This window comes from Burkholderia sp. MS389, assembly GCF_016899425.1.
In the GTDB taxonomy this organism is placed as follows: domain Bacteria; phylum Pseudomonadota; class Gammaproteobacteria; order Burkholderiales; family Burkholderiaceae; genus Burkholderia; species Burkholderia sola.
Map to the genome: position 1 here is coordinate 2,010,852 of NZ_CP045994.1, position 12,921 is coordinate 2,023,772.

Genomic DNA, 12,921 nt, shown 5'->3' on the forward strand with positions numbered 1-12,921 from the left:
ACTGATCCCGATCAATTCAACACGTTACTGCCCCTGCTGTTGCTGCTGCTTGGCCTTCTGGGCCGCTTCCTGCTGACGCCGCTCGACATCGGCCTTGTGCTGCGCGGCTTCCTTCTGCTTCTGCTCGTAACGCGTGGCGTTGTCCGCCCGCTCCTGCGCCTTCTGCGCGGCCTGCTGGTGCGCCTGGTCGAGCTTGCGCTGGAAATCCGCCTGCTTCTGGTCGTACGCCTGCTTGCTCGCCGCGCGTTGCGGCCCTTCCGCGCCGCGCTGCGCCTGCTTCAGTGCATTCTGCTCCTGCTTGTCGCGGAATGCAGCCGCGTTGGCCGCGTCGTTCGCCGCCCGCTGCGGCGCTTCCGCCGCGTTCTGGGCCTGCTTCAGCGCCTGCTGCTGGTCGCGCTGCTGCGCCCGCACCGCGCGCTGCTCGTCGTTGAGCGCGAGCTGCTCCTGGCGGATGCTCGCGCGCTCCTCGCGCATCTGGTCACGCGCCTTGCCCAGACAGTGATTGACGAAGAATTTGTTGTAGCAATCGTGCTCCGCCACCGCATAACGATAATCGTTTTCCGCGGAGCGTTGATTGAGCACTTTTTGACGGGCGTCGAAATCCGGGGCGGCGGAGGCGGCAACGGACGCGGACGCGGACGCGGCGGCGTCCGAGGCCTGCGCGAATGCGCCGGAAGGCCCGGCAGACAAAGCCGCGGCGAGCGCTGCGCCGAGCGCGACGAGAGAAATACGGGAAGTTGGCAACGTCGTAGGAAAGCTGCGGGACATGTGTCAAATTCTATCACCCCCGGCTGGACGCTCCGCCATTTATGGCAAAATGCCCCGCTTCATTCACCCGCGGCCTCTGGCCCGCCGGGCCCGCCGGGCAGCCCGCCGCTTCGGGCCTGCCGGCCCGCGCCGCGATTTCAGCAGGCAGACAGACCATCCACGACATGACGGAAACCGTAGCATTCAAGATCGTACAGCGCATCGCCACCGAACTGTCCGTCCAGCCGCGCCAGGTCGCGGCGGCCGTGCAACTCCTCGACGAAGGCTCGACCGTTCCGTTCATTGCCCGGTACCGCAAGGAAGTGACCGGCAACCTGGACGACACGCAGCTGCGCAACCTCGAGGAACGCCTCCTGTACCTGCGCGAACTCGAGGATCGCCGCGCCGCGATCCTGTCGAGCATCGACGAACAGGGCAAGCTGACCGACGAACTGCGTGCCGCGATCGACGCGGCCGACAGCAAACAGGTGCTCGAGGACCTTTATCTGCCGTACAAGCCGAAGCGCCGCACGCGTGCACAGATCGCCCGCGAAGCCGGCCTCGAGCCGCTCGCGCACGCGCTGCTCGCGAACCCGCTGCTCGACCCGCAGGCCGAGGCGGCCGCGTATGTCGACGCCGACAAGGGCGTCGCCGACGTGAAAGCGGCGCTCGACGGCGCGCGCGACATCCTGTCCGAGCAGTTCGGCGAGACGGCGGAGCTGCTCGGCAAGCTGCGCGACTACCTGCACAGCCAGGGCGTCGTGTCGTCGGCCGTCGTCGAGGGCAAGGAAAACGAGGAAGGCGAGAAATTCCGCGACTATTACGACTACGCGGAAACGATCAAGACCGTGCCGTCGCACCGCGCGCTCGCGCTGTTCCGCGGCCGCAACGCGGGCGTGCTGACGATCAAGCTCGGCCTCGGCGAGGAACTCGACGCGCAGGTGCCGCATCCCGGCGAGGCGATGATCGCGCGCCATTTCGGCATCGCGAACCAGAACCGTCCGGCCGACAAATGGCTGTCCGACGTCTGCCGCTGGTGCTGGCGCGTGAAGGTGCAGCCGCATATCGAAAACGAATTGCTCACGCAGCTGCGCGAAACGGCCGAAACCGAAGCGATCCGCGTGTTCGCACGCAACCTGAACGACCTGCTGCTGGCCGCGCCGGCCGGCCCGAAGGCCGTGATCGGCCTCGACCCGGGCCTGCGCACGGGCGTGAAGGTCGCGGTCGTCGACCGCACCGGGAAGGTGCTCGCGACCGATACGATCTACCCGCACGAGCCGCGCCGCGACTGGGACGGCTCGATCGCGAAACTCGCGCGCATCGCCGCGCAGACGCAGGCCGAACTGATCAGCATCGGCAACGGCACCGCATCGCGCGAAACCGACAAGCTCGCGAGCGAACTGATCGCGAAACACCCGGAGCTGCGGCTGCAGAAGATCGTCGTGTCCGAAGCCGGCGCGTCGGTCTACTCGGCGTCCGAGCTCGCCGCGAAGGAATTCCCGGACCTCGACGTGTCGCTGCGCGGCGCGGTGTCGATCGCCCGCCGCCTGCAGGACCCGCTCGCCGAGCTCGTGAAGATCGAACCGAAGGCGATCGGCGTCGGCCAGTACCAGCACGACGTGAACCAGCGCGAACTCGCCCGCTCGCTCGACGCGGTCGTCGAGGATTGCGTGAACGCGGTCGGCGTCGACGCGAACACCGCGTCGGCCCCGCTGCTCGCCCGCGTGTCGGGCCTGAACGCGACGCTCGCGCGCAACATCGTCGACTACCGCGATGCGAACGGCCCGTTCCCGTCGCGCGAGCATCTGCGCAAGGTGCCGCGCCTCGGCGACAAGACCTTCGAGCAGGCCGCCGGCTTCCTGCGCATCAACGGCGGCGAGAATCCGCTCGACCGCTCGTCGGTGCACCCGGAAGCGTATCCGGTCGTCGAACGGATGCTCGCGAAGATCAACAAGCGCATCGACGACGTGCTCGGCAACCGCGAAGCGCTGTCGGGCCTGTCCCCGACGGAATTTGTTGACGAACGTTTCGGCCTGCCGACCGTGCGCGACATCCTGGCCGAACTGGAGAAGCCGGGCCGCGATCCGCGCCCGGAATTCAAGACGGCCACGTTCCGCGAAGGCGTCGAGAAGGTATCGGATCTCGTGCCGGGCATGACGCTCGAAGGCGTCGTGACGAACGTCGCCGCGTTCGGCGCGTTCGTGGATATCGGCGTGCACCAGGACGGCCTCGTCCACGTGTCCGCGATGTCGACGAAGTTCGTCAAGGACCCGCACGAAGTCGTGAAGGCCGGCCAGGTCGTCAAGGTGAAGGTGATCGACGTCGACGTGAAGCGCCAGCGCATTGCGCTGACGATGCGCCTCGACGACGACGCGGCAGCGCCCGGCATGACGTCGCGCGGCGGCCAGGATCGCGGCAACGCGGGCCGCGGCGCCGCCCGCCCGCAGCGTTCGCGCGAGCCGGAACCGGCCGGCGCGATGGCCGCTGCATTCGCGAAGCTGAAGCGCTGAGCACGCGAAGCGTCGACGCACAAAAAACCCGCCGAAAGGCGGGTTTTTTATTGCTTCGGCGACACGCGCCGCCTGCTCGGCATGGTCCGCCGCATGGGCGGCCCCATCGCGCCCGTCAGATCTCGATCTTGGTGCCGAGCTCGACGACGCGGTTCGCCGGAATCGAGAAGAAGTCGGTCGGCTTCGCCGCGTTCTGATGCATCCACGCGAACACGCGCTCGCGCCAGATCGACATCCCCGGCAGATGCGTCGGCACCACCGTTTCGCGCGCGAGGAAGAACGACGTGTCCATCAGTTCGAACGTCATGTCGTGCGTGCGGCCGAATTCCTCGAGCACGGCCTTCACGTCCGGCGTCTCGTTGAAGCCGTACTCGGCCTTGACGATGTACAGCCCGCCGCTCGCATCGCGCGAACTCAGGCGCTTGTCGTCGCGCACGTACGGAATGTCGCGCGTGACGAACGTCAGGAAAATGGTCCGCTCGTGCAGCACCTTGTTGTGCTTCAGGTTGTGCAGCAGGCTGACGGGCACGAGCTTGTCGTTGCCGGTCAGGTAGATCGCGGTGCCCGACACGCGGTGCGGCGGATGCGCGAGCAGCCCCTGCAGGAACGGCTCGAGCGGGATACCGTCGGCCGCCGTGCGTTCCTTGACGATGTGACGCCCCTTGTACCAGGTCATCAACAGGAAGAACAGCAAGGCGCCGATGCCGAGCGGCAGCCAGCCGCCCTGCGCGACCTTCAGCAGGTTCGCGCCGAAAAAGCCGAGGTCGATCGCGAGGAACACGGTGATGATCGCACCGACCAGCAGCCGGTTCCAGTTCCACACCTTGACCATCACGACGCACGCGAGCACGGTCGTGATCACCATCGTCGCCGTCACCGCGATGCCGTACGCGGCCGCGAGGTTGTCGGAGCTCTTGAAGCCGACGACGATACAGAGGATCACGGCCAGCAGCAGCCAGTTCACGACCGGCACGTAGATCTGGCCGATCGCGAGCTCGGACGTATGCAGTACCTTCATGCGCGGCACGTAGCCGAGCTGGATCGCCTGCGACGTCAGCGAATACGCGCCCGAGATCACCGCTTGCGACGCGATCACGGTCGCGACCGTCGACAGCACGACGAGCGGCAGCAGCCCCCATTCGGGCGCCAGCAGGAAGAACGGGTTTTCGATCGCCTTCGGATTCTGGATCAGCAGCGCGCCCTGACCGAAGTAGTTCAGCACGAGCGACGGCATCACGAGCCCGTACGCGGCGTACCGGATCGGCTTTGCGCCGAAGTGCCCCATGTCCGCGTAGAGCGCTTCCGCGCCGGTCAGCACCAGCACGACCGAGCCGAGCACGACGTACGCCTGCAGCAGGTGGTCGGCCATGAACGACGCCGCGTAATACGGATTGATTGCCGCGATGATGCCCGGCACGCGCACGATGTGGTACACGCCGAGCGCCGCGATCACGACGAACCACAGCACCATGATCGGGCCGAACAGCTTGCCGACCAGCGCGGTGCCGTGCCGCTGGATCCAGAACAGCGCGATCAGGATCACGATCGTGATCGGCAGCACGAGATGGGACAGGTGCGGCGTCGCGATCTCCAGACCTTCGACGGCCGACATCACCGAGATCGCCGGCGTGATCACCGCGTCCCCGTAGAACATGCACGCGCCGAATATCCCGAGCGCCATCAGCGCGCCCGCGACCCGGGTTTTGGAATCGAGCGGCCGCAGCGACAGCGCCATCAGCGCGAGCACGCCACCTTCGCCGTTGTTGTCCGCCCGCATCACGAATAGCAGGTACTTGACGCCGACCACCAGCACGATCGCCCAGAACAGCAGCGAGATCACGCCGAGAATCGACCCTTCGGTCAGCGGGATGCCGTGCGCGGGGCTGAACGCCTCCTTGAGCGAATACAACGGGCTGGTGCCGATGTCGCCGAACACGACGCCGATGGCTGCTATCGCTAGCGCCCGCATCGAGTGTTGTTGCGTCGAATGCGGCGCGTGTGCGGCGTCGGTCGCGTGAGTCGTGTCGTTCATATGAAGCGTAATAATCGGGTCCGGGTCGGACAAAACGAGCGCTATTCTACTCGCGCCCCCGTGAAACACCGCCCTGCCGTGTTGCCGTGGAACCACGCGATCCACGCTGCGCATGCAATCCGGCGCGAGCTGTGGCAGGGCTGCCATCATAGCCGGGGCCGCGCCGCCTGCCTATCGGGTACGCAACGCGCACCGCGTGACGCACCGCGCGCGCCAACGAAAAAACGGCGCCGCAAGCGGCGCCGTACAAGGCTTTCCTTCGATCGGCCGGCCGCTTACGCGCCCGAACCGTCGCGCTGCGCGCGACCGCGCTTGATCCACGCCTCGAGGTTGTGCGGACGCACCGTGTCCCACTCCTCGAACGGCTGATGAATCCACGGATTCGTCGGCAGGAACTGCGTGTGATAGTCCGGCTTGACCTTCGAGCAACCCTTGTACCAGAGCACAGCCGAACGCACGGCCGTGACCGCCGGATAGCGCTCCTTCAGGTGCTCCTGCACGCGCGCGAGCGTGACGCCCGAATCGACGAGGTCGTCGACCAGCAGCACGTTGCCCGCGAGATGGCCGCGCGTCATCGTGATGTACTGCGCGATGTCGAGCTCGCCCTGCTCGGTGCCGGCCGCTTCCCGGTACGAGCTCGTCGCGAGGATCGCGAGCGGCACGTCATAGATACGCGACAGCTGGTCGCCGACGCGCAGGCCGCCGCGCGCGAGGCACAGGATCTGGTCGAACTTCCAGCCCGACGCATGCACCTGGAGCGCGAGCAGCTCGATCAGACGGTGATACTCGTCCCAGCCTACCCACAGATTCTTGTCGTCGTTGCGCGGATCGGTCATCAAGTCTGCCGCCGTCATCGTGATTTGCTGCGTCATCTGGCAATTACACCTTGAACGGATGGCGGAGCAGGATCGTTTCGTCGCGGTCCGGGCCCGTCGACACCATGTCGACCGGCACGCCAGCCACTTCCTGGACGCGGGCGAGGTAGGCCTGCGCATTCGCCGGGAGCGCGTCCCACGTATTGATCCCGACGGTGCTTTCCTTCCAGCCGGGGAACGTCTCGTACACCGGCTCGCAACGCGCGACGTCAACCGCGCCGCGCGGCAGGATGTCCACGTCCTTGCCGTCGACCCGGTAGCCGACGCACAGCTTCACTTCGTCGAGGCCGTCGAGCACGTCGAGCTTCGTCATGCACAGGCCCGACACGCCGTTGATCTGGATCGAGCGACGCAGTGCAGCCGCATCGAGCCAGCCGGTGCGGCGCGGACGGCCGGTGACTGACCCGAATTCCTTGCCGACGTTCGCGAGCGTGACGCCGATCTGGTCCTGACGCTGCGGGTTGTCCGCATCGTACAGCTCGCTCGGGAACGGGCCCGAGCCGACGCGCGTGCAATACGCCTTCGTGATGCCGAGGATGTAGTTGAGCTTCTGCGGACCGACGCCCGCGCCGGCCGACGCCGCACCCGCGACGCAGTTGCTCGACGTGACGAACGGATAGGTGCCGTGGTCGATGTCGAGCAGCGTGCCTTGCGCGCCTTCGAACAGCAGGTTCTGGCCCGCGTTGTTCGCGTCGTACAGACGGCGCGACACATCGGCCACCATCGGCTTCAGGCGGTCGGCATAGCCGAGCATCGTGTCGAGCGTGGCCTGAAAATCGACGGCCGCGCCGCCCAGATACTGGGTCAGCACGAAATTGTGGAAATCGAGATTTTCGCGCAGGCGATCGGCGAACGTCTTCGCGTCGAACAGGTCCTGCACGCGCAATGCGCGGCGGCCGACCTTGTCTTCGTACGCGGGGCCGATGCCGCGGCCGGTCGTGCCGATCTTGCCCGCGCCCTTGCGCGCTTCGCGCGCCTGGTCGATCGCGATGTGGTACGGCAGGATCAGCGTCGTGGCTTCGGAGATGAACAGACGGTCGCGCACGTTCACGCCGGCTTCTTCAAGCTCGCCGATTTCCTTGAACAGTGCTTCGGGGGACAGCACGACGCCGTTGCCGATGTAGCAGGCGACGCCTTCACGCATGATGCCCGACGGAATGAGGCGCAAGATCGTTTTCTTGCCGCCGATGATGAGGGTGTGGCCGGCGTTGTGACCGCCCTGGAAACGCACGACGCCCTGAGCGTGGTCCGTCAGCCAGTCGACGATCTTGCCCTTGCCTTCATCACCCCATTGCGTTCCCACGACGACGACATTGCGCCCGGGAGTCACGTTCACTGCGCTGGCAGACATGTTGATTCGTTAGCTGGTTAAAAACGTATTCTACCTATGTTCGCGGGCGTTTCCGAATTTTTCCGTTTCGCTTCAACGATATGCACGCCGAAGCACGGCCCGCGAACACCTCTTTATCGGGGTTCGACCACCCATGCGCCGTTACGCTCGACGAGCGAGCGATCGCACGCGAACTCGTCGAGTACGTGGTCATGGCCCGGCAGCGCCTGGATCACGACCTCGCCCGCATCGCGCAGCGCCGCGACGGCCGCGCCCAGCGCGTCGTCCTGCGCCCACGGCGCGAGAATCGCGGTGCCGCGCGCCTCGACCGGCGAGATCCGCGCGAGCTCGCGCAGGTCCAGCGAGAAGCCGGTCGCCGGACGGGCACGACCATAGGCCTGCCCCACGTGGTCGTAACGGCCGCCGCGCGCGATCGCGTTCGGCACGCCGTCGACGTAGGCGCTGAACATCGCGCCGCTGTGGTACGCGTAGCCGCGCAGGTCGGCGAGATCGATCGCGACTTCGACGCCCTTCGCCTGCGACGCAAGCTGCGCGAGATCGTCGAGCGCCCGCGTGATTTCGGGCAGCACCGGCAGGCGCGTGCGCGCCTCGGCGAGCACGCTCGCGTCGCCGTACAGATTCGGCAGCGCGCGCAGCGCGGCGCGCGTATCGGCGCCGAGATCGTCGGTGAGTTCGTTCAGCAGCGGCACGTCCTTGCCCGACAGCGCGTCGTACAGCGACTCGCCGCGCTCGGCAGCCTGCGCGTCGCGCGCCAGCAGCGCCGCGAGCACGCCCGCGTGACCGAGGTCGAGACGGATGCGCGACAGGCCCGCCAGATGCAGCGCATCGAGCATCAGTTGCTGGATCTCGAGATCGGCTTCGAGCCCGGCGTGCCCGTAGATTTCGGCGCCGATCTGGATCTGCTCGCGCGTCGCGTGCAGACCGCGCGGACGCGTATGCATCACGTGGCCCGCGTAGCAGAGGCGCGTCACGCCCTGACGGTTCAACAGGTGCGCGTCGATCCGCGCGACCTGCGGCGTGATGTCCGCGCGCAGGCCGAGCGTGCGGCCCGACAGCTGATCGACCAGCTTGAAGGTGCGCAGGCGCAGATCGGCGCCGCCGCTCGTCAGCAGCGACTCGAGATATTCGAGCAGCGGCGGCATCACCATTTCGTAGCCGTACGAACGGAAGCGGTCGAGCAGCCTGCGGCGCAGCTCCTCGATCTTGCGCGCTTCCGACGGCAGTACGTCGGCGATATTCTCGGGAAGTAACCAGGTCGACATCGGTACGGTCCTACGACGGGAAATGGCGCGCGTCACGCGCGCCGCGAGTTGAATCGGAACTTCGAAATCGGGCGGAACGAACGGCGGATGCGCCGTCCGGATCAGGGTGCCGGTCAGGTCGCGAGCAACAGCAGCACGAGCCCGAGCACCATCACGATCAGCCCGCCGATCCGGATATGATGCGGCGGTCGCTCCGCTATTCTACGAAACGTGTCGCGCCATGCGGACGGAAACACGAAGGGGAATGCACCCTCGATAATCAGCATCAGCGCTACTGCGAGCAACAACGAGCCAGCCAGGTCCATGCGAGCGACGGCGCCGCTCGACGCGGCGCCCCAAGGTCAATGTTTGCGGGGAGCAGGCGCCGCCGGTGCGGCACCGCCCGTCGGGCTGCGCATGAAGCGGAAGAACTCGCTGTCGGGATCGACGACGATGATGTCGTTGCGCTTGAACGTGTTCCGGTACGCCTGCAGGCTCGCGTAGAACTGATAGAACTGCGGATCGCGGCCGAACGCGTCGGCGGCGATCGTCGCGGCCTTCGCATCGCCCTCGCCCTTGATCGTCTGCGCGGACTTGTACGCGTTCGCGAGCACGGCCTGCTGCTCGCGTTCGGCGTCGGCCTTGATCTGCTCGACGTCGGCCGCGCCTTGCGCACGCACCTGGGCCGCCTGATCGCGCAACGCGCCGATCATCCGCTGATAGACGGCGTCCGTCTGCGCGGCCGGCAGGTCGACACGTGTCAGCTGCACGTCGACCACGTCGACGCCGAAACCGGACGCTTGCGCCTTCGCCGCATCGCGCGCCGCATCGGCGATCGCGCGCTGACCGCCGAGGGCGTCGTCGAGCGCGCGCTTGCCGAATGCGTCGCCGAGCGCGCCCTTCAGCGCGCCGGACAGCCGGTCGGCCGCCGCCGCCGGATCGCCGCCCGTCGCGGTGAAATATTTCATCGGATCGCTGATCCGGTACTTCACCGCATACGCGACGAGCAGGTCGTGCTTGTCCTCGGTCGCCAGCTGCAGCGGATCGGACGACTCGAGCGACTGCACGCGCGTGTCGATCAGCGTGGCCGTCTGCAACGGCGGCGGCAGCTTGAAATGGACGCCGGGGCCCGCGAGCTCGGGCTGCGCGCCGTCGCGACCCGACAGCACGGCCGCATGGCGCGGATCGACGGTGAGGACCGTCGACGACGCCGCGAAGGCAACGATCACGATTGCGACGACGAGCGCAATGATTCGGTTCATGTTCTGCGCTCCCCGTTACTTCGTATCGTCTTCACGCGACCGGCTGCGAAACGCTTCACGCGATCGCAGCACGTCGACACCCGACGCCGTGGCGGCCGGTGCGGCGCTCGCCGGCGCGGCTGCGGCCGGCGCCGTGGCCGCCGGTGCCGACGCCGCATCGGGCGCGGACGCGCCGGTCGACGCCGCGGCGTTTTGCCGCCCCTGCTCGACGAGCTTGTCGAGCGGCAGGTACACGACGCTGTTGCCGCCCTTGTTGCCGACGAACACCTTCGTCGCGTTCGAATAGATTTCCTGCATCGTCTCGAGGTACATCCGCTCGCGGATGACCGCGGGCGCCTTCGAGTACTGCGCATAGACCTGCTTGAAGCGGTCCGCGTCGCCCTCGGCTTCCGTGACCACGCGATCGGCATACGCCTTCGCTTCGTCGACGAGCTTCGCCGCATCGCCCTGCGCCTTCGGCAGCAGGTCGCTCGCATACGCCTGCGCGGCGCGCTTCGCGGCCTCGCGCTCGTCGCGCGCCTTCGCGACTTCGGCGTACGCGGCCTGGGTCTGCTCGGGCGCCGCGACGCTCTGCATCGTGACGGCCGTCACCTCGAGCCCCGACTGGTAGCGGTCGAGATCGCGCTGGATCGCGGTGGAAAGCTGCTCGCGCAGCGCATCGCGATCCTGATTCAGCATGTCGGCCGCGCTGCGCGTGCCGACGATCGCGCGCACCGCGGCCTGCGCGGCCTGCGACACGCTGCGCTCGGGATCGACGCTGCGGAACAGGTAATCGGTGGCGGAACGGATCCGGTACTGGACGATGAAGCGCACGTCGACGATATCGGCATCGCGCGTCAGCATCGCGGCTTCCTTCACGTTCGCGAGGCGCACGACGTTGTTGCGGCCGATCTCGATCGAGCGGACCTGCGACGTGTCGACGATCTCATGCGACGCGAACGGATACGGCGCGCGCCAGTGCACGCCCTGGCCGACCGTGCCCGACAGCTTGCCGAACTGCAGCACGACGCCCGTCTGGCCGCCCTGCACGACGAACAGCCCGCTGCCCGCATACACCGCGACCAGCACGCCGATCACGATGCCGACGCCGACCCGGGCGGCCCGGCCGTTGTCGGGACGGAAGCCGTTGCCGCCCTTGCCGCCGAACAGGCCGCTCAGGCGCCGGTTGAAGTTGCGCCACATCTCGTCGAGATCGGGCGGACCGTCGCCGTCGCCGCCTTGCGGACGCTTCGATTCGTTCGCGCGGGGGCGGGATCCGTCCTTGCCATTGCCTTCGCCGCGTCCCCAGCGGGGATCGTTGATCGACAGCAAGGCGCGCATCCGCCGCCAGGTACTCCGCTCGTTGTATTCGTTCACCAGAGTTTGTTCACCAGATTGGACGCCGGCGAACCGGCCGGGACCGGTTAGCGCCCGTGTTCGGAAATCGTGTGGTCTTCGTGCGGTTCAGCGGACGTGCCATCGAGCGCGTCGGACAACGTCGCGCTGGAGAGATGTTCCGCGGAGGCGATTTCGGCGATGGCGGCACGCAACGTATCGAGACCCTGACCGGTGCGCGCGCTCAAAAAGACGCGCGAAATATTACCATACTCGTCCCGCTCGACCGCGTCGCCGCGGGCCGCCAGCTCGGGCACGGCGTCGATCTTGTTGAACACCAGCACCTGGCGGATCGTGTCCGCGCCGATCTCGTGCAGCACGCCGTTGACCTGCTCGATCTGCTCGAGCCGGACCGCGCTCGACGCATCGACCACATGCAGCAGCAGATCCGCGTGGATCGTTTCCTCGAGGGTCGCGCGGAACGCCGCGACGAGCTGGTGAGGCAGCTCACGAATGAACCCGACCGTATCGGACACGACGATCTGGCCGACCTCGTCGCCGAGGTACACGCGCCGCGACGTCGTATCGAGCGTCGCGAACAGTTGGTCGGCCGCGTACGCCTGCGCTTTCGTCAGCGCATTGAACAGCGTCGACTTGCCCGCGTTCGTATAGCCGACGAGCGACACCGACATCGTGCCGCTGCGCGCGCGCTGCCGGCGCTGCGTGCTGTGCTGGCGACGCAGCCGGTCGAGCCGCGACTTCAGCATCTTGATGCGTTCGCCGATCAGCCGGCGGTCGGTTTCGAGCTGGGTTTCGCCGGGGCCGCGCAGGCCGATACCGCCCTTTTGCCGCTCGAGGTGGGTCCACGCGCGAATGAGCCGGGTCGACAGGTATTGAAGCTGCGCGAGCTCGACCTGCAGCTTGCCTTCGTGGCTGCGGGCGCGCTGCGCGAAGATGTCGAGGATGAGGCTCGTGCGATCGACCACGCGCCTGTTAAGTGCCTGCTCCAGATTACGTTGCTGGGCGGGCGCCAACGCGTGGTTGAAGATGACGATTTCGACGTTGTGCGCGTCGCAGGCAAGCCGCAGTTCTTCGGCTTTGCCGCTGCCGATGAACATCTTGGCATCGGGACTGGCGCGACGACCGGTGAGGGTGACGGCGGGACGGGCCCCCGCACTGGAGGCGAGAAGACTGAGTTCTTCGAGACTGGCTTCGAAATCGGTCTTGCCGAAATCGATGCCGACGAGCGCTGCGTTGATCAAATTATCGGGTGTCAAGATAAGGCGGCTGGCATCGGTCGCTCGCGGCGACCGGATGCCGGCCGCTGCGATAGGTTAGGACGAGGCTTCCGCGTCCGGGTGGAAATTCACCGGGCGCGCCGGCACGACCGTCGAGATGGCGTGCTTGTAAACCATCTGGGTCACCGTATTACGGAGCAACACGACGTACTGGTCGAACGATTCAATGTTCCCTTGAAGCTTGATGCCGTTGACGAGGTAGATCGAAACGGGAACGTGCTCTTTGCGCAGTGCGTTCAAAAACGGGTCTTGTAACAATTGCCCTTTGTTGCTCATGGCGTACTCCATCTT

The 12,921-nt window shown here is 66.8% G+C and carries 11 protein-coding genes; 1 reads left to right on the forward strand and 10 read right to left on the reverse strand.

The window, feature by feature from the left end; genetic code table 11:
- Nucleotides 1–24 precede the first annotated feature (24 nt).
- Nucleotides 25–768: a hypothetical protein gene (locus tag GJG85_RS09245; protein WP_089488488.1), complete on the reverse strand. Its 744-nt coding sequence runs from the start codon at nt 766–768 to the stop codon at nt 25–27.
- A gap of 164 nt (nt 769–932) precedes the next feature.
- On the opposite strand from GJG85_RS09245, the gene GJG85_RS09250 reads away from it, so the two are divergent.
- Complete coding sequence (locus GJG85_RS09250; protein ID WP_050013184.1) at nt 933–3,257, forward strand: Tex family protein; 2,325 nt, start codon at nt 933–935, stop codon at nt 3,255–3,257.
- A gap of 115 nt (nt 3,258–3,372) precedes the next feature.
- Here GJG85_RS09250 and GJG85_RS09255 read toward each other — a convergent pair whose 3' ends face one another.
- The 9 genes from GJG85_RS09255 to hfq all read right to left on the reverse strand — a co-directional run bounded on the left by GJG85_RS09255 (nt 3,373) and on the right by hfq (nt 12,906).
- Nucleotides 3,373–5,289, reverse strand: a complete 1,917-nt coding sequence (locus GJG85_RS09255) for a potassium transporter Kup (RefSeq protein ID WP_050013185.1) — start codon at nt 5,287–5,289, stop codon at nt 3,373–3,375.
- A gap of 275 nt (nt 5,290–5,564) precedes the next feature.
- Nucleotides 5,565–6,161, reverse strand: a complete 597-nt coding sequence (locus tag GJG85_RS09260; protein WP_006478688.1) for a phosphoribosyltransferase — start codon at nt 6,159–6,161, stop codon at nt 5,565–5,567.
- A 7-nt stretch (nt 6,162–6,168) separates the two neighbouring features.
- On the reverse strand, nt 6,169–7,515 hold the full coding sequence (locus GJG85_RS09265) for an adenylosuccinate synthase (protein WP_050013186.1): 1,347 nt from the start codon (nt 7,513–7,515) through the stop codon (nt 6,169–6,171).
- A gap of 113 nt (nt 7,516–7,628) precedes the next feature.
- Entirely contained in the window at nt 7,629–8,777 is a 1,149-nt protein-coding gene (locus GJG85_RS09270; protein ID WP_069620837.1) for an ATP phosphoribosyltransferase regulatory subunit, read from the reverse strand.
- A gap of 113 nt (nt 8,778–8,890) precedes the next feature.
- A complete protein-coding gene (locus GJG85_RS09275) occupies nt 8,891–9,082 on the reverse strand; it encodes a DUF2065 domain-containing protein (protein WP_012328623.1) in 192 nt (63 codons plus the stop codon).
- 36 nt (nt 9,083–9,118) lie between these two features.
- Entirely contained in the window at nt 9,119–10,018 is a 900-nt protein-coding gene (gene hflC, locus GJG85_RS09280) for a protease modulator HflC (protein WP_050013188.1), read from the reverse strand.
- A gap of 15 nt (nt 10,019–10,033) precedes the next feature.
- The gene (hflK, locus tag GJG85_RS09285; protein ID WP_050013189.1) at nt 10,034–11,374 is read right to left on the reverse strand and encodes an FtsH protease activity modulator HflK; all 1,341 of its coding nucleotides are present in this window, start codon (nt 11,372–11,374) and stop codon (nt 10,034–10,036) included.
- Nucleotides 11,375–11,421: 47 nt separating this feature from the next.
- Nucleotides 11,422–12,594, reverse strand: a complete 1,173-nt coding sequence (gene hflX / locus GJG85_RS09290) for a GTPase HflX (RefSeq protein WP_175975584.1) — start codon at nt 12,592–12,594, stop codon at nt 11,422–11,424.
- A gap of 72 nt (nt 12,595–12,666) precedes the next feature.
- The gene (gene hfq / locus GJG85_RS09295) at nt 12,667–12,906 is read right to left on the reverse strand and encodes an RNA chaperone Hfq (protein WP_006399927.1); all 240 of its coding nucleotides are present in this window, start codon (nt 12,904–12,906) and stop codon (nt 12,667–12,669) included.
- Nucleotides 12,907–12,921: the final 15 nt, after the last annotated feature.